Origin of the sequence: Pseudomonas putida, assembly GCF_009883635.2 — a bacterium.
Taxonomy (GTDB): Bacteria; Pseudomonadota; Gammaproteobacteria; order Pseudomonadales; family Pseudomonadaceae; genus Aquipseudomonas; species Aquipseudomonas putida_W.
The window spans coordinates 3,543,803-3,558,947 of the sequence record NZ_CP026115.2; the positions used below are offsets into that span (position 1 = coordinate 3,543,803).

14 protein-coding genes are annotated in these 15,145 nt (G+C 65.1%); 9 read left to right on the forward strand and 5 right to left on the reverse strand.

Annotated features, from left to right (window positions below):
- Positions 1 to 41 precede the first annotated feature (41 nt).
- Positions 42 to 1,016: a 2-hydroxyacid dehydrogenase gene (locus C2H86_RS16165; RefSeq protein WP_159408913.1), complete on the reverse strand. Its 975-nt coding sequence runs from the start codon at positions 1,014 to 1,016 to the stop codon at positions 42 to 44.
- Positions 1,017 to 1,096: 80 nt separating this feature from the next.
- The gene (locus tag C2H86_RS16170; RefSeq protein ID WP_159408914.1) at positions 1,097 to 2,044 is read right to left on the reverse strand and encodes a LysR family transcriptional regulator; all 948 of its coding nucleotides are present in this window, start codon (positions 2,042 to 2,044) and stop codon (positions 1,097 to 1,099) included.
- 180 nt (positions 2,045 to 2,224) lie between these two features.
- Between C2H86_RS16170 and C2H86_RS16175 the strand changes: the two genes are divergently transcribed.
- Genes C2H86_RS16175 through C2H86_RS16190 form a run of 4 tightly spaced genes read left to right on the forward strand, consistent with a single transcriptional unit; the run spans position 2,225 to position 6,989 of the window.
- Complete coding sequence (locus C2H86_RS16175; RefSeq protein ID WP_159408915.1) at positions 2,225 to 3,754, forward strand: efflux transporter outer membrane subunit; 1,530 nt, start codon at positions 2,225 to 2,227, stop codon at positions 3,752 to 3,754.
- Positions 3,751 to 5,928, forward strand: a complete 2,178-nt coding sequence (locus C2H86_RS16180; protein WP_159408916.1) for an FUSC family protein — start codon at positions 3,751 to 3,753, stop codon at positions 5,926 to 5,928. Before C2H86_RS16175 ends, C2H86_RS16180 begins: the two co-directional genes overlap by 4 nt.
- Positions 5,918 to 6,118 carry a DUF1656 domain-containing protein gene (locus C2H86_RS16185; protein ID WP_008097766.1) on the forward strand — a complete coding sequence of 67 codons (201 nt, stop codon included), beginning with the start codon at positions 5,918 to 5,920 and terminating at the stop codon, positions 6,116 to 6,118. Before C2H86_RS16180 ends, C2H86_RS16185 begins: the two co-directional genes overlap by 11 nt.
- 10 nt (positions 6,119 to 6,128) lie before the next feature.
- A complete protein-coding gene (locus C2H86_RS16190) occupies positions 6,129 to 6,989 on the forward strand; it encodes an efflux RND transporter periplasmic adaptor subunit (protein ID WP_159408917.1) in 861 nt (286 codons plus the stop codon).
- A gap of 6 nt (positions 6,990 to 6,995) precedes the next feature.
- Here C2H86_RS16190 and C2H86_RS16195 read toward each other — a convergent pair whose 3' ends face one another.
- Both C2H86_RS16195 and C2H86_RS16200 read right to left on the reverse strand, forming a co-directional pair.
- Positions 6,996 to 7,478, reverse strand: a complete 483-nt coding sequence (locus tag C2H86_RS16195; protein ID WP_159408918.1) for a type II toxin-antitoxin system YhaV family toxin — start codon at positions 7,476 to 7,478, stop codon at positions 6,996 to 6,998.
- 64 nt (positions 7,479 to 7,542) lie between these two features.
- The gene (locus tag C2H86_RS16200) at positions 7,543 to 7,989 is read right to left on the reverse strand and encodes a universal stress protein (protein ID WP_159408919.1); all 447 of its coding nucleotides are present in this window, start codon (positions 7,987 to 7,989) and stop codon (positions 7,543 to 7,545) included.
- A gap of 273 nt (positions 7,990 to 8,262) precedes the next feature.
- Here C2H86_RS16200 and C2H86_RS16205 point away from each other — a divergent pair, with 273 nt between their 5' ends.
- The 5 genes from C2H86_RS16205 (at position 8,263) to C2H86_RS16225 (ending at position 14,171) form a co-directional block, all read left to right on the forward strand.
- Entirely contained in the window at positions 8,263 to 9,171 is a 909-nt protein-coding gene (locus C2H86_RS16205) for a LysR family transcriptional regulator (protein WP_110635641.1), read from the forward strand.
- Positions 9,172 to 9,281: 110 nt separating this feature from the next.
- Positions 9,282 to 10,823, forward strand: coding sequence for an MFS transporter (locus C2H86_RS16210; RefSeq protein ID WP_159408920.1), 1,542 nt, complete (start codon positions 9,282 to 9,284; stop codon positions 10,821 to 10,823).
- 27 nt (positions 10,824 to 10,850) lie between these two features.
- Complete coding sequence (locus tag C2H86_RS16215) at positions 10,851 to 11,912, forward strand: HlyD family secretion protein (protein ID WP_159408921.1); 1,062 nt, start codon at positions 10,851 to 10,853, stop codon at positions 11,910 to 11,912.
- Positions 11,909 to 13,363 carry an efflux transporter outer membrane subunit gene (locus C2H86_RS16220; RefSeq protein WP_159408922.1) on the forward strand — a complete coding sequence of 485 codons (1,455 nt, stop codon included), beginning with the start codon at positions 11,909 to 11,911 and terminating at the stop codon, positions 13,361 to 13,363. The genes C2H86_RS16215 and C2H86_RS16220 overlap by 4 nt, the downstream gene beginning before the upstream one ends.
- A 13-nt stretch (positions 13,364 to 13,376) precedes the next feature.
- The gene (locus tag C2H86_RS16225; RefSeq protein ID WP_159408923.1) at positions 13,377 to 14,171 is read left to right on the forward strand and encodes an SDR family NAD(P)-dependent oxidoreductase; all 795 of its coding nucleotides are present in this window, start codon (positions 13,377 to 13,379) and stop codon (positions 14,169 to 14,171) included.
- A gap of 129 nt (positions 14,172 to 14,300) precedes the next feature.
- On the opposite strand, the gene C2H86_RS16230 is transcribed toward C2H86_RS16225, so the two are convergent.
- Positions 14,301 to 15,113, reverse strand: a complete 813-nt coding sequence (locus C2H86_RS16230; RefSeq protein WP_159408924.1) for an SDR family oxidoreductase — start codon at positions 15,111 to 15,113, stop codon at positions 14,301 to 14,303.
- Positions 15,114 to 15,145 lie beyond the last annotated feature (32 nt).

Genomic DNA, 15,145 nt, shown 5'->3' on the forward strand with positions numbered 1-15,145 from the left:
GCTTCAGCCGCGAAGAGGCCGGTACAGGCGCTAGAGAACTTTCAACCTTTCCAAACCTGTGGATTCACCAGATCCCGCGGCCGTTCACCCAGCAACGCCGCCCGCAGGTTCTCCATCGCCCGGTTGGCCATCGCCTCACGGGTTTCGGCAGTCGCCGAACCAATGTGCGGCAAGGTCAGCGCATTGGGCAACTGGAACAGCGGCGACTCGCTCAGCGGCTCCTTCTCATACACATCCAGGCCGGCGCCGCGAATAGTGCCGTTCTGCAGCGCCTCGATCAGCGCCGCCTCGTCGACCACCGGGCCACGGGCGATGTTGATCAGGAACGCGCTCGGTTTCATCAGCTTCAGTTCACGGGCGCCGATCAGCTTGCGCGTGGCGTCGGACAGCGGCACCACCAGGCAGACGAAGTCGGCCTCGGCCAGCAGCTGCTCGAGGCTGCGATACTGGGCGCCCAGTTCCTGTTCCAGCGCAGCCTTGCGGCTGTTGCCGGCATACAGGATCGACATGTTGAAGCCGAAGCGGCCACGGCGGGCGATGGCGGCGCCGATATTGCCCAGGCCGACGATGCCCAGCGTCTTGCCATGCACATCGCTACCGAAGTGCGACGGGGCGACCGTGGCCTGCCAGTTGCCGGCCTTGGTCCAGGCGTCGAGCTCGGCGGTACGGCGGGCACAGCCCATGATCAGCGAGAAGCCCAGGTCGGCGGTGCTTTCGGTGAGCACGTCAGGGGTGTTGGTCAGGGCGATGCCGCGCTCGTTGAAATAGTCGACGTCGTAGTTGTCGAAGCCTACCGAGACGCTGGAAACCACTTCGAGCTTGCCCGCGCCTTCCAGCTGCGCGCGGCCGAGCTTGCGGCCGGCGCCGATCAGCCCGTGGGCCTCGGGCAGGGCTTCATTGAACTGGGCACTGATATCGCCGAGCTTGGGGTTCGGCACGATCACGTTGAAGTCTTGCTGCAGGCGCTCGGCCATGGCCGGGGTGATGCGGCTGAAGGCCAGGACGGTCTTTTTCATCGGGCAACTTCTCAGGGCGGTGGCTGGGGTTGATTGGTTAGCAACCTACCATTGTCCACCGCCGCCGTGCAGCAGCTTTTTCAGTTGGCGATCAGCAATTCATGGGTTTTCAGGTCGGCTTCATGGGCCGCCAGAATTTCCGGCAGCGAGTTGCGCAGGTACTCGACCCAGGTCTTGATCTTGGCATCCAGGTACTGGCGCGAAGGGTAGATGGCATACAGGTTCAGCTCCTGCAACCGGTACTCCGGCATCACCCGGACCAGGCTGCCGTCACGCAAGCCATCGATGACCGAGTAGATCGGCAGCACACCCATACCCATGCCGCTGCGGATCGCGGTTTTCATCGCATCCGCCGAGTTGACCTGGAACGGCGAGCTGGTGATGTTCACCAGTTCCTGGCCTTCCGGGCCATCGAACAGCCATTTTTCCAGCGGGATCACCGGGCTGACCATGCGCAGGCAGGAATGCTGGAGCAGGTCGACCGGCTTGTGTGCAAAACCGTGCTTGGCCACGTACTCGGGCGAGGCGCAGACAATGCTGTAGGTGATGCCCAGGCGCTGCGAGACGAAGCCGGAGTCCGGCAGTTCGGTGGCCAGCACGATGGACACGTCATAGCCCTCATCGAGCAGGTCGGGCACGCGGTTGGCCATGGTCAGGTCGAAGGTCACGTCCGGGTGCGACTCGCGGTAACGGGCGATGGCATCGACCACGAAGTGCTGACCGACCCCGGTCATCGAATGCACCTTCAGTTGGCCGGCAGGCCGGGCATGGGCATCGCTGGCTTCGGCTTCGGCTTCTTCGACGTAGGTGAGGATCTGTTCACAGCGCATCAGGTAACGCTTGCCCGCTTCGGTCAGGGCTATGCGCCGGGTGGTGCGGTTGAGCAGCCGGGTTTGCAGATGGGCTTCCAGGTTGGAGACCGCCCGCGACACGTTCGCGGTGGTCGTATCCAGTTGCGCCGCGGCAGCGGTAAAACTGCCTAGCTGGGCTACGCAACTGAAAGCACGCATGTTTTGCAGGGTGTCCATGGGTCACTCTCAAGGTAGAGGACAAAATTGTGTCACGAAGTAACGCGAATGTGCGTTCGACCAAAGCCGGATTATCGCTGTTTCGGTAACAAAGATTCGCAGGAATATGCGCTTATCGCCAGTGCGGCGGCCCCCTAGAATTGCCCGGCCCCTCCACCTCTTCCTCGGGAAATCGCAGCTGTGCCGCGTCGCATCATCAGAGCGCTTCAAGTGTTCAGTGCCTGTGCCCTTAGTCTCACCTTGAGCGGCTGTATCGGAACCTGGGGTATCGCCCCGCAAAGCAAGACCCTGCAAGCCAATACCTTGACCACCGACGCGGCCATTCGCGAAGCGGCCAGCGACGCGCACTGGCCTGACCAGCGCTGGTGGCAGGCCTATGGCGACCCACAACTCGACCGCTGGATCGACCTTGCCGTGGCCGGTAGCCCGAGCCTGGCCATGGCGGCGGCGCGCGTGCGTGAAGCCAAGGCCATGGCCGGTGTGGTCGAGTCGGCGGAAAAGCTCCAGGTCAATGGTGACGCCACGCTCAAGCGGCACAACTGGCCCGAGGATCAGTTCTACGGCCCCGGCGCGCTGTCGGGCGCCAACACCTGGGACAATAACGCCGCCTTCGGCTTCAGCTACGCGCTGGACCTGTGGGGCCGCGAACGCAACGCCAGCGAGCAGGCGGTGGACCAGGCGCACATGAGCGTGGCCGAGGCCCGCCAGGCACAGCTGGAACTGCAGAACAACGTGGTGCGTGCCTACATTCAGCTGAGCCTGCATTTCGCTCAGCGCGACATCGTCAAGGCCGAGCTCGAACAGCAGGAGCAGATCCTGGCCCTGGCCAAGCGCCGCCTGGACGGCGGCATCGGCACCCACTTCGAAGTCAGCCAGGCCGAGGCACCGCTGCCGGAAACCCATCGCCAGCTCGACAGCCTCGATGAGGAAATCGCCCTGACCCGCAACCAGCTGGCGGCGCTGGCCGGTAAAGGCCCAGGGGAGGGCGCGCAGTTGCAACGGCCGACCCTGGCCCTCGCGGCCCCTCTGAAACTACCTTCGAACCTGCCGGCCGAACTGGTCGGCCAGCGCCCGGACGTGGTCGCCAGCCGCTGGCAGGTCGCCGCCCAGGCCCGTGGCATCGATGTCGCCCATGCCGGTTTCTTCCCCAACGTAGACCTGGTCGGCAGCCTCGGCTTCATGGCCACTGGCGGCGGCCCACTGGAGTTCCTGACCGGGCGCAAGTTCAACTACAACGTCGGCCCGGCGATCAGCCTGCCGATCTTCGACGGCGGCCGCCTGCGCTCGCAACTGGGCGTTGCCTCGGCGGGTTATGACGTGGCCGTGGCGCGCTACAACCAGACCGTGGTCGGTGCGCTGAAGAACATTTCCGACCAGCTGATCCGCCGTGAATCGATGAAGGAACAGTCGCACTTCGCCGCCGAGTCGGTGGCCGCTGCGCAGAAGACTTACGACATTGCCACGGTGGCCTTCCAGCGCGGCCTGACCGACTACCTCAACGTGCTCAATGCGCAGACCCTGCTGTTCCGCCAACAACAGGTGCAGCAGCAGGTGCAGGCTGCACGCCTGATCGCCCATGCCGAGCTGGTCACCGCCCTGGGCGGCGGCCTGCAGGCTGGCCAGGACGTGCCGAAGGAAGAACGCCAGGCCGCGCCGAAAACCCCGGCCACTCTGGCCATTTTCGACAAGAAGCCGGATAACGCCGAATGAGCACTTCCAGTTTGCCCGTGCGCTGGCTGCAGAGCCTCGAATGGCGCCGGGGCTTCTTCGCCTGGGCGCGCACCGACGGGGTGACCTGGGTGTACATCTTCAAGGTGCTGGCGGCCGCGTTCATCACCCTGTGGCTGGCCATGCGCCTGGAGCTGCCGCAACCGCGCACGGCGATGATCACCGTGTTCATCGTCATGCAGCCGCAGAGCGGCCATGTGTTCGCCAAGAGTTTCTACCGGGTGCTCGGCACGCTGGCCGGCTCGGCGATGATGGTCGCGCTGATTGCCATCTTCCCGCAGAACACCGAACTGTTCCTGCCCAGCCTGGCGGTGTGGGTTGGCCTGTGCTCGGCCGGCGCCATGCGCTACCGCACCTTCCGCGCCTATGGCTTCGTGCTCGCTGGCTACACCGCGGCGATGATCGGCCTGCCCGTGCTGCAGCACCCGGACCAGGCGTTCATGGCGGCCGTGTGGCGGGTGCTGGAAATCGCCCTGGGCATCCTGGTGTCGACCTTCGTCAGCGCCGCGATCCTGCCGCAGTCGGCCAGTGCCGCCATGCGCAACGCCCTGTACCAGCGCTTCGGCGTATTTGCCGGGGTGGTGGTGGAAGCCTTGCGCGGCGATAGCCAGCGCGACCGCTTCGAGACCAGCAACGTGCGCTTCGTCGCCGAGGCGGTGGGGTTGGAAAGCCTGCGTAACGTCACCGCCTTCGAGGACCCGCACATGCGCCGCCGCTCTGGCCGCCTGGTGCGCATGAACAGCGAGTTCATGGCCATCACCACGCGCTTCAACGCCCTGCACCGCCTGCTGGAGCGCCTGCGCGCCCGCGGCCCGCTGCAGATCGTCGGCGCCATCGAACCGGGCCTGAACACCTTGGTGGAGCTGCTGCAGCCCTATGTCGGCCGGGCCCTGACCGATGCCGATGCGCTGCGCCTGACCTTGGAACTGGCGGCCTACAAGGAAGGCCTGCAGGCGCAGGTACGTGGCCTGCGCGCCGAGTATGTGGCAACCCAGCCCAGCGAATCCGACCTGCTCGACTTCCACACCGCGTTCGAGCTGCTCTACCGCTTCGTTGACGAGATGTACAGTTACGCCGAAACCCACGCCTCGCTGGCCGCGCACAAGCACGAGCGCGAGCAGTGGGACGAACCCTACGTGGCGCAGACCAGCTGGCTGGTTTCGCTGGCCGCCGGTGTGCGCGCTTCGGCGGTGCTGTTGCTGCTGGGCAGCTACTGGTTGATGAGCGACTGGCCCAGCGGCGCCATGATGACCCTCATCGCCACTGTCACCGTTGGCCTCTCGGCCGCTTCGCCGAACCCCAAGCGCATGTCGTTCCAGATGGCCTGTGGCACGGCGATCGGGGCTTTCATCGGCTTCTTCGAAACCTTTTTCGTATTCCCCTGGATCGACGGCTTCCCGCTGCTGTGCATGGTCCTGGCGCCGGTGTTCGTGCTCGGTGCGTTCCTCTCGTCTCGGCCCGCGTACGCCGGTTACGGTATCGGCCTGCTGGTATTCTTCGCCATCGGCTCGGTGCCGAACAACCTGACCGTCTACGACCCGTACAGCTTCATCAACGACTACATCGGCATGGTCATCGGCATGTTCGTCTGCGCTGCGGCGGGGGCGATCATCCTGCCGCCGAACAGCCGCTGGCTGTGGAGCCGCCTGGAGCAGGAGCTGCGCGGGCAGGTGCTGTTTGCCATCAGCGGGCGCCTGCGTGGCCTCGGCTCGGCCTTCGAAAGCCGCACCCGCGACCTGTTGCACCAGGCCTATGGCCTGGCTGCCGGCAAGCCGCAGGTACAAAGCCAATTGATGGGCTGGATGTTCACCGTGCTGGAAATCGGCCACGCGATCATCGAACTGCGCAAGGAGCAGGCGCGCGCGCCGATCCACCCGGCCTACGCCGAGTCGCAGCCGTGGCGCCAGGCCATTCGTGTCATGGGCCGCGCTTTGGCCCGCCTGTTCCTGCAGCCCAGCGCCAGTAACCACGAACGTGCCCTGATCGCGGTGGACCACGCCATCGCTCGCGTGCAGGCCACCGACGAACCCTTCGCCCGGCACTTCGACACCTCGGTGCTGCGCCGGGCGCAAAGCTACCTGCACTTCATCCGATCTTCACTGCTGGACCCACAGTCGCCCCTGGCCCCGGCGAAAGGACTGAATCATGCCCCGTGAAATCGCCTTCCATGGCGTGTACATGCCCACCATGACCCTGATGTTCCTGTTCGCCCTGGGCCTGGCCTGGGGCCTGGACCGGTTCATCGCCAGCCATGATGGCTACCGCTTCTTCTGGCACCCGGCGCTGCTGCGCCTGAGCCTGTTCGTCTGCCTGTTCGGCGCCTTGGCGCTGTCGCTCTACTGGTGAGAATCCTTCGATGAAAAAGTTCTTCAGCCTGATCGCCACCCTGCTGGTGCTGACCGCTGCCGTGGTGATCGGTCGCCAGTTGTGGTTGCACTACATGACCACGCCGTGGACCCGCGACGGCCGCGTGCGCGCCGACATCATCAACGTCGCCGCCGATGTGCCCGGCTATGTGGTGGACGTGCCGGTCAAGGACAACCAGCGAGTGAAGAAGGGCGACCTGCTGATCCAGATCGACCCTGAGCACTACCAGCTGGCGGTCGACCAGGCCAAGGCTCTGGTCGCCTCGCGCAAGGCCACCTGGGAAATGCGCAAGGTCAACGCCAAGCGCCGTGCCGACATGGACAACCTGGTGATCTCCAAGGAAAACCGCGACGACGCCAGCAACATCGCCAGCTCCGCCCTGGCCGACTACCAGCAGGCCCAGGCTGAACTGGCGTCGGCCGAGCTGAACCTCAAGCGCACCCATATCGTCGCTACGGTGGACGGTTACGTGACCAACCTGAACATCCACAAGGGCGACTATGCGCGTACCGGCGAAGCGGTGATGGCAGTGGTCGACGAGAACTCGTTCTGGGTGTACGGCTTCTTCGAAGAGACCAAGTTGCCGCATGTGAAGGTCGGCGACCAGGCCGAGCTGCAGATGATGAGCGGCGAGCGTATCAAGGGGCATGTGGAGAGCATCGCCCGCGGCATCTACGACCGCGACAACCCACAAAGCCGCGAGCTGATCGCCGATGTGAACCCGACCTTCAACTGGGTGCGCCTGGCGCAGCGGGTGCCGGTGCGGATTCACATCGATGAAGTGCCGGACGGGTTCCTGCTGGCGGCGGGGACGACCTGTACGGTGGTGGTGAAGCCGAGCAAGGAATGAATGCTGCTATTCGGGCCTGAAATCCGCAGGTCCGGATTCCCGCAGCAATTGATCCCAATCGTCCGGAGGGTGGCCGGTTAGCAGCATCTTTTGAAAGACCTTGTAAGCGTTGTCGCTGCTGTCGTAGGCCCGCTTACAAGATTCGTCATTGACCCATGCCAGCACGATGATCCGGCTGGCAGCGTGGTAGCGAAAGAACAATCGGTATTGCTGGAAGAACTTCGCTCTGAACCAGTGCTTGTGATCACTACCCAGCGTTGCGCCCTGCCGGTACTCCGCCTTGGTTGGGTCTTGGGGGATCACATCAAATGCCAAGCGTCTGATGGCCGCCAGCCGCTTGAAAGCATTCTTCTTCGTGTAACCCGCCGGGTCTTTCTGCATCTGAGCCTGAACTTGTGCGCTCAGCGCTTCCAGTCTGGCCAGGAACAGCGGGTGGGCAAAGACAGTCCATCCATGAATTACAAGCGGCTTCCTGTTCGCATCATTCATTCATCTTCCGCCGACAGAGGTTGATCCAGGTCAATGCAATCGCATTACCTGACTGATCAGCGGTTCAAGCGGCCCCCACCAACACCGGCACCTCAACTCGGTCAATCACCTTCGCGCTGATCGACGGGTCCAGCAATCGCCCCAACCGCGACAGGTGGCGGTGGCCCATGATGATCAGCTCGCAATTAAGGTCTTGTGCCTTGGTGACAATCGCCTCGACCGGCTGCCCGGCGACCATGCAGCCCTGGCTGCTGAAGCCGGCCTGTTGCAGTAACTGAACGGCTTCACCCACGGCGCGATCACCCAGGCGTTGCTCCTCGCAGGCGGCGGGGTATTCCTCCAGTTCCTCGGCGGTGTAGGGCGCAGGCTTGTCGTGCACGGCGAAGGTCGAGTCGATGGCAAGAAGCACGTGCAGTTCGTGTTCGCCGGGGCGGCAGTAGCGGCGGGCGAGGGTGAGCAGGGCCGTGGAGGCGGGTGAAGCATCGATGGCGATCAGGACGGGGCTGGGCATGCGGAATCCTAAGTTGAGGCTGGCTGATGTGCTTGCAGGCTCGGCCCTTTCGCGGGGCAAGCCCGCTCCTACAGGTACTGCACATCACTTGAGCATTGTGGGATTCCTGTAGGAGCGGGCTTGCCCGCGAAAGGGCCGGGCCTGCCAATGCCTCATTTATGGCCGAACACGGCCAGCGAATAAATGCCTGACGACGCACGAGCGCATTGCGTCTGGTGCAATCCGCCAACCTGCTACCATCGCCTTTCCCCACAGCTGTCACGGAAAACGGCCATGCAACTCCCGGACATGAACCTGCTCGTCGCCCTCGATGCCCTGCTCGATGAAGGCAGCGTGGTCGGCGCCGCGCAGCGCATGAACCTGAGCCCGGCGGCGATGAGCCGCACGCTGGGGCGTATCCGCGATGCCCTGGGCGATCCGATCCTGGTGCGCGCCGGCCGTGGCCTGGTGCCGACCCCGCGGGCGCTGGCCCTGCGCGAGCAGGTGGCGGCGCTGGTGGAGCAAGCCGGCGAGGTGTTCCGCAGCGCCGATGAAGTCGACCTGCCCAGGCTCGATCGCGCCTTCAACATTCGCACCAATGACCTGTTCATCGCGTTGTATGGCGCCCAGCTGCTGCGGCGCATGCATGAGCAGGCTCCACGCACGGTGCTGCGTTTCGTGCCGGAAAGCCCCGGTGGCGATGATGACAGTGTGCTGCGCGATGGGCGCACCGACCTGATCATCAGCTCCACCGTCGACCTGGGCCCGGAAATCAAAGTGCAGAGCCTGTTCCAGACTTACTATGTAGGCCTGGCCCGACGCGACCATCCGATCTTCGACCAACCGATCACGCCGACCAGCTTCGCCAGCTATCCACAGATCAGCGTGTCCCGCCGTGGCCGGGCCAACGGGCCGATCGATGTCGAACTGGCCAACTTCAAGGTGCAGCGGCGGGTGGCGCTGATTACCCCGAGTTTCCATTCGGCATTGTTCTCGCTACCGGATTCGGACCTGATCCTGCCCATGCCGGCCAATATCCTCAACAGCGTGCACAAGCTCGGGCTACCGTTGCGTTCGTTCGAAATCCCGGTGCCGTTGGAGCGGGTGACGGTGCTGCAGGCGTGGCACCCGCGGTTTCACAACGACCCGGCGCATCGCTGGCTGCGGCAGACCTTGAAGGCCTGCTGCAGCGTCGACCCTTGAGCCGGATTGCGCCTGGCGCAACTTAAACCTGCCGAGAAGTCAGTTTTCGTCAGCATTCGACCTTCTTAGACTGGCTCCAGTCGCAAATTTGTTGCTGGAGATGTCTGTCCATGAGTTCCCTGTCCGCCCCTTCTGCCGCGATTGCCGCCGCCCCCGCGCCGGCCGCGCCTGCGCAGACGGCGTTCGGCCTGCGGGTGGTGGTGGGGCTGTTCGGTGTATTGCTGGCCGTGCTGTGTGCCGGCCTCAACGAGTCGGTCACCAAGATTTCCCTTGCCGACATCCGTGGCGCCATGGGCATTGGCGCCGACGAAGGGGCGTGGCTGCTGGCGGTGTATAGCGCCGCCTCGGTGTCGGCGATGGCCTTCGCCCCGTGGCTGGCCACCACCTTTTCCCTGCGCCGCTTCACCATGAGTGCGGTCGGCCTGTTTGCCGTGCTCGGGCTGCTGCAACCGTTCGCCCCCAACCTGCACAGCCTGATGCTGCTGCGCGTACTTCAGGGCTTCGCCTCGGGGGCCTTGCCGCCGATGCTGATGAGCGTGGCGCTGCGTTTTTTGCCACCTGGCATCAAGGTCTATGGCCTTGCCTGCTACGCCCTGACCGCCACCTTCGGGCCCAACCTCGGCACGCCGCTGGCAGGCCTATGGACCGAGTACGTCGGCTGGCAGTGGGCGTTCTGGCAGATCATCCTGCCCTCGGCACTGGCCATGTTCTGCGTCGGCTGGGGCCTGCCGCAGGACCCGCTGCGCCTGGAGCGTTTCAAGCAGTTCGACTGGCGCGGCGTGTTGCTCGGCCTGCCGGCCATCAGTTGCATCGTCCTCGGCCTGTCGCTGGGTGACCGCTGGGGCTGGTTCGATTCGCCACTGATCTGCTGGTTGCTCGGTGGTGGCGTGCTGCTGCTGGTGCTGTTCATGTACAACGAATGGTCCGAGCCGCTGCCGTTCTTCCAGCTGCGCATGCTGCAGCGGCGTAACCTCAGCTTTGCCCTGGTGACCCTGGCCGGCGTGCTGATCGTGTTGTCCGGCGTAGGCAGCATTCCATCGGCGTACCTGGCGCAGATCCAGGGCTACCGCCCGGCGCAGACCAGCCCGCTGATGATGCTGGTGGCCATGCCGCAGCTGATCGCGCTGCCGCTGACTGCGGCGCTGTGCAACATCCGTGCGGTGGACTGCCGCTGGGTGCTGGCCATCGGTCTGGCCATGCTGGCGGTGTCGTGCGTGGGTAGCAGCTTGCTCACCAGCGAGTGGATCCGTGGCGATTTCTACCCGTTCTACCTGCTGCAGGTCTTTGGCCAGCCAATGGCCGTGCTGCCACTGCTGATGCTGTCCACCAACGGCATGACCCCGCAGGAAGGGCCGTTCGCCTCCAGCTGGTTCAACACCGTCAAAGGCCTGGCCGCCGTGATTGCCGGTGGCTTGCTGGATGCCTTGGGCACCCTGCGCCGGCACTTTCATTCCAACCACCTGGTGGACAGCCTGGGCAATGCCCCGCTGATCGACGACAACGCCGCGGGCCTTGCCAAGCGTCTCCATGACCAGGCGCTGGTGCTGACTTCGGCCGACCTGTACCTGGTCATGGCCTGCATCGCCGTGGCGTTGATCTGCCTGATTCCTTTCGTGCCTACCCGGGTCTATCCGCCGCGCGCGGTGGCCTGAACCCTGGATGAATTCGAGACACTGAACATGACCAACCACCGCAAGACCCTACTCATCGGCTCGGTGCTCGCCGTGGCCGTGCTGGCCGGCATCGTCGGCCCATGGCTGTTCGGCAGCGACCACCGGCAGCGTACCAACGATGCCTACGTGATCGCCGATTACACCGTGGTCGCCCCCAAGGTCGCTGGCTTCATCAAGGAAGTGCTGGTCGAAGACAACCAGCAGGTGCAGGCCGGCCAGTTGCTGGCGACCATCGATGCCCGCGATTACCAGGCTGCGCTGGATGCTGCCCAGGCACAACTGCTGGTGGCCAAGGCGCAGAGCGCCGATGCGCGCGCCACCCTGGAGCGCCAGGCTGCACTGATTGCCCAGGCCCAGGCGGCAGTGACGGCGGCCCAGGCTGAAGCTGCGTTTGCCGACCATGAGGTCAACCGCTACAGCCGCCTGGCCGAGCAGGGCGCCGGTACCGTGCAGAACGCCCAGCAAGCGCGCAGCCGGGTCGACCAGGCCCGCGCACGGCTGGCCAACGCCCAGGCGGCGCTGGTGGCGACACGCAAGCAGGTGGACATCCTCACGGCCCAGGTGGCCAGTGCCGATGGCCAGTTGAAGCGTGCCGAAGCCGGCCTGGAAAAGGCCCAGCTGGACCTGTCCTACACCCGCATCACCGCACCGGTAGACGGCATGGTCGGTGAGCGGGCGCTGCGCGTCGGCGCCTTCGTCAACCCGGGCGCACGCCTGTTGTCGGTGGTGCCGCTGCAGCATGCCTACGTGGTCGGCAACTTCCAGGAAACCCAGCTGACCCATGTGCAGCCAGGCCAGCCGGTCAGCATCAGCGTCGACACCTTCTCTGGTGAAACCCTCAAGGGCCATGTCGAGAGCATCGCCCCGGCCACCGGGGTGACCTTCGCTGCGGTGAAGCCGGACAACGCCACCGGCAACTTCACCAAGGTGGTGCAACGCATTCCGGTGAAGATCGTCTTCGATGACGGCCAGCCGCTGCTCGAACGCCTGCGTGTGGGCATGTCGGTGGAAGCAACCATCGACACCCACGGCGACCAGCTCGCCGGCAAAGAGGTAAGCGTCCGATGAAACCTGCCGTACGCTTGAGCCCGCTGTTGCTGGCCGTGCTGATGGCTGGCTGCACGCTCGGGCCGGACTTCCAGCGCCCGGACAGCCAGGCGCCACAGCAATGGGCGGCGCTGCAAGGCAAGGCGGCTGCCAGCCAGCCACAATCCGAACCGCTGGAGCTGCGCTGGTGGGAAACCTTTCATGATGCCCGCCTGAGTGCACTGATCCAGCGCGTGGCCGACAACAACCTTGACCTGCAGATGGCCAGTGCCCGCCTGCTGCAAAGCCGCGCCCTGCGCAGCACGGTGGCGGCCGATGAATCACCGTCGGTGGACGTCAACGCTGGCTACAGCCGCGCTCGCAACAGTGCCGTAGGCCTGAGCGACCCGTCCGGCAAGGCGGGCAAAGAGGCCTTCAACCTTTGGCAGGGCGATTTGGTGGCGGGTTGGGAGCTGGATTTGTGGGGCCGCGTGCGGCGCCAGGTGGAGGCTGCCGATGCTACGGTCGAAGTGGCCGAGAATGATCGCCGCGGCGTGCTGCTGGCGCTGCTCTCGGAAACCGCCGGCAACTACATCCAGCTGCGTGCTGTGCAGCACACCCTGGACGTGACCCGCGACAACCTCAAGGTCGCCGAGCACAGCCTGAAGCTTTCCCAGGATCGCCAGGCCGAAGGGGTCGCCACCCGTCTCGACGTGGCCCAGGCCAGCGCCCAGGTGGCGTCCATCGAGGCCCGTTTGCCAAGCCTTGAAGCCCGGCGTGACGATCTGATCAACGCCCTCAGCCTGCTTGCCGCCGAACCGCCGCGCAGCCTGCAGGACGAGTTGCTGCCAGGCGGTGAGCTACCGGCTCCACAGCAGACGTTCGCCATCGGCCTGCCGTCCGAGCTGGCCGAGCGGCGCCCGGACATTCGCCAGGCCGAAGCGCGCCTGCATGCTGCCACTGCGAGCATTGGGGTGGCCAAGGCCGACTTCTATCCAAGCATCCGTCTGTCTGGCAACGTCGGCTTCCAGGCCATGCAACTGGCCGATTTCGGCGGCTGGGATTCGCGCCGCTTTGCCTTCGGCCCGCAGCTGTCACTGCCGATCTTCGAGGGTGGCCGGCTCAAGGGCACCCTGCAACTGCGCGAGGCGCAGCAGCAGGAGGCCGCGCTGAACTATCGCAAGGTGGTGCTCGGCGCCTGGCACGAAATCGACGATGTGCTACGCCTTTACAACGCCAGCCAGTTGCGTCGCGACCACCTGGCCGAAGCGGTGCGACAGAACCGCATCGCCCTGGAAACCGCCCAGCGCCAGTATGTGGAAGGGGCGGTGGACTTTCTCAACGTGCTGACCGTGCAGGGGGCCTTGCTGGCCAGCGAAGAGCAGTGGATCGACAGTTCTGCCGCCGTGTCGCAGGCGCTGGTGGGGCTGTACAAAGCCTTGGGCGGTGGCTGGCAGGCATTCGATGAGCAGCCGCAGCATTCTCACAGCTAGAGAGGGAGCACAGATGCAAATTTCCTTGAACGGCAAGCGCGCCATCGTCAGCGGTTCTACTGCAGGCATCGGTCTGGCAATCGCCATCGGCCTGGCCGAGGCGGGCGCAGAAGTGGTACTCAACGGCCGCACCCAGGCCCGTGTCGACGAAGCCCTCAAGGCCGTGCGCGAGCGTCTGCCGCAAGCGCGCATCATCGGCATCGCCGCCGACCTGGCCACGACAGAGGGCGCGCAGCAACTGTTCGATCAGGTGCCGCACACCGACATCCTGGTCAACAACCTCGGTATCTTCGAGCCCAAGCCGTTCTTCGAGATCGACGATGCCGACTGGCAGCGCTTCTTCGACGTCAACGTGCTCAGCGCCGTGCGCCTGTCGCGCCATTACGCCCAGGGCATGGCCGAGCGCAAATGGGGGCGGGTGGTCTTCCTGTCCAGCGAGTCGGCATTGCAGATCCCGACCGAGATGATTCATTACGGCATGACCAAGACAGCGCTGCTGGCGGTGTCTCGTGGCCTGGCCGAGACATTGGCCGGTACCGGGGTGACCGTGAACTCGGTGCTGCCGGGGCCGACCCGCTCCGAAGGGGTGGGCGACTTCTTTGCCAAGCTGGCTCAGGAGCAGGGGGTTTCCACCGATGAGCTGGAAGCCAATTTCCTCGCCGAGCACCGTCCGACTTCGCTGATCAAGCGGCTGGCGACAGTCGAGGAGGTGGCGAACATGGTGGTGTACCTGGCGTCGATGCAGGCCAGCGCCACCACCGGGGCTGCCTTGCGGGTGGATGGCGGGGTGCTTCGCTCCATCGCCTGATCCTCTGCTGCCTGTACCGGCCCTTCGCGGCTAAAGCCGCTCCTACAGGGATAGCACCGAGCCCGAGGGCGGCGCCGTCTCTGTAGGAGCGGCGTTAGCCGCGAAGGGCCAGTATAGGCAATGGGATGTTCAGAGTGGACGCAGGAGCCCGAAGCGCTTGCGCAGCGCCCAGTCCAGCAACCGCGTAGGCAGCAACCGGGCCATCAATGGCAACGCCGTGCTGCCATTACCCAACCGCACCACCGCTGGCACCGGCGACTTGCCCACTGCGGCCAACACCCCTCGGGCAAACACCGCCGCCGACGTCGGCTTGTCCTGCGACGCCCTAGCCCGCGCCTGCACATGCTCGCGCAGCGGCCACCACGCCGAATCCGCCGCCAACACCTGATCGGCCTGGCGCTGGGCATTGCTGGCGAACTGCGAGGCGATCGCCCCCGGCTGCACTTCCATCACCTGCACACCGAACGGCGCCAGCTCCAGGCGCAGTGCATCGCTCAGTGCATGCACCGCGGCTTTGGAGGCGCAGTAGGCGCCGGCGAACGGGGTGACCAGCACGCCTGAGACGCTGCCGATGTTCACCACCAGGCCACGCGAGCGGCGCAGCAACGGGAACAGGGCGCGGGTCACGCCGACCACGGCGAACACGTTGGTCTCGAACTGCTGACGCAGGGCATCGACGCCGCCATCGAGCAGCGGGCCCATGGCGCCGTAGCCGGCGTTGTTGATCAGGATGTCGAGGGTTTGCAGTTCCTCGCCCAGGCGCGCCAGGGCTTCGCTGTCGTTTACATCCAGTTGCCGGGCGTTGAAGCCGGCGGCGTTCAGGCGTTCGACGTCCTCGGCTTTGCGGGCGGTGGCCCAGACGTGGTGGCCGGCATCGCGGAAGGCGTCGGCCAGGGCGCGGCCGATGCCGCTGGAACAACCGGTGATCAGGACGGTGGGCATGGTTGGGGGCCTGGTGTCTAGTGAGAGTTGTA

Coding starts and splice junctions, on each gene's coding strand:
- C2H86_RS16165 (WP_159408913.1), bottom strand. CDS start 1,016: ATGAAAAAGACCGTCCTGGCCTTCAGCCGCATCACCCCGGCCATGGCC.
- C2H86_RS16180 (WP_159408916.1), top strand. CDS start 3,751: ATGAGCACTTCCAGTTTGCCCGTGCGCTGGCTGCAGAGCCTCGAATGG.
- C2H86_RS16230 (WP_159408924.1), bottom strand. CDS start 15,113: ATGCCCACCGTCCTGATCACCGGTTGTTCCAGCGGCATCGGCCGCGCC.
- C2H86_RS16190 (WP_159408917.1), top strand. CDS start 6,129: ATGAAAAAGTTCTTCAGCCTGATCGCCACCCTGCTGGTGCTGACCGCT.
- C2H86_RS16220 (WP_159408922.1), top strand. CDS start 11,909: ATGAAACCTGCCGTACGCTTGAGCCCGCTGTTGCTGGCCGTGCTGATG.
- C2H86_RS16210 (WP_159408920.1), top strand. CDS start 9,282: ATGAGTTCCCTGTCCGCCCCTTCTGCCGCGATTGCCGCCGCCCCCGCG.
- C2H86_RS16215 (WP_159408921.1), top strand. CDS start 10,851: ATGACCAACCACCGCAAGACCCTACTCATCGGCTCGGTGCTCGCCGTG.
- C2H86_RS16225 (WP_159408923.1), top strand. CDS start 13,377: ATGCAAATTTCCTTGAACGGCAAGCGCGCCATCGTCAGCGGTTCTACT.
- C2H86_RS16205 (WP_110635641.1), top strand. CDS start 8,263: ATGCAACTCCCGGACATGAACCTGCTCGTCGCCCTCGATGCCCTGCTC.
- C2H86_RS16185 (WP_008097766.1), top strand. CDS start 5,918: ATGCCCCGTGAAATCGCCTTCCATGGCGTGTACATGCCCACCATGACC.
- C2H86_RS16195 (WP_159408918.1), bottom strand. CDS start 7,478: ATGAATGATGCGAACAGGAAGCCGCTTGTAATTCATGGATGGACTGTC.
- C2H86_RS16200 (WP_159408919.1), bottom strand. CDS start 7,989: ATGCCCAGCCCCGTCCTGATCGCCATCGATGCTTCACCCGCCTCCACG.
- C2H86_RS16170 (WP_159408914.1), bottom strand. CDS start 2,044: ATGGACACCCTGCAAAACATGCGTGCTTTCAGTTGCGTAGCCCAGCTA.